Origin of the sequence: Gemmiger formicilis (assembly GCF_016901605.1) — a bacterium.
GTDB lineage: Bacteria > Bacillota > Clostridia > Oscillospirales > Ruminococcaceae > Gemmiger > Gemmiger formicilis_B.
The window spans coordinates 1-216 of sequence record NZ_JACJKP010001061.1; the positions used below are offsets into that span (position 1 = coordinate 1).

Here is a 216-nt window from a genome sequence, read left to right on the forward strand (position 1 = left end):
GGTGTAGTAACCGTCGGAGAACAGCCAGCCGGAAGCCTTGCGCTCATCGGTGATGGAAGCGCCGGCGATCATGCCGTCAGCCTGACCGGCCTGGCAAGCGGCGATGGCGCTGTCGCTGGCCGCTTGCGGCTCCACCCCGTCCACCAGTTCTTCCGCTGCGGAAAGCGCTTCTTCCGAGGCCGCTTCCGCCGAGACCGCCGGTTCCGACAAAACCTG

1 pseudogene is annotated in these 216 nt (G+C 66.7%); it reads right to left on the reverse strand.

Features of this window, described 5'->3' with window-relative positions:
• Window positions 1–216 (reverse strand): annotated as a pseudogene (locus H6B10_RS18620) (hypothetical protein); the annotation flags it as partial.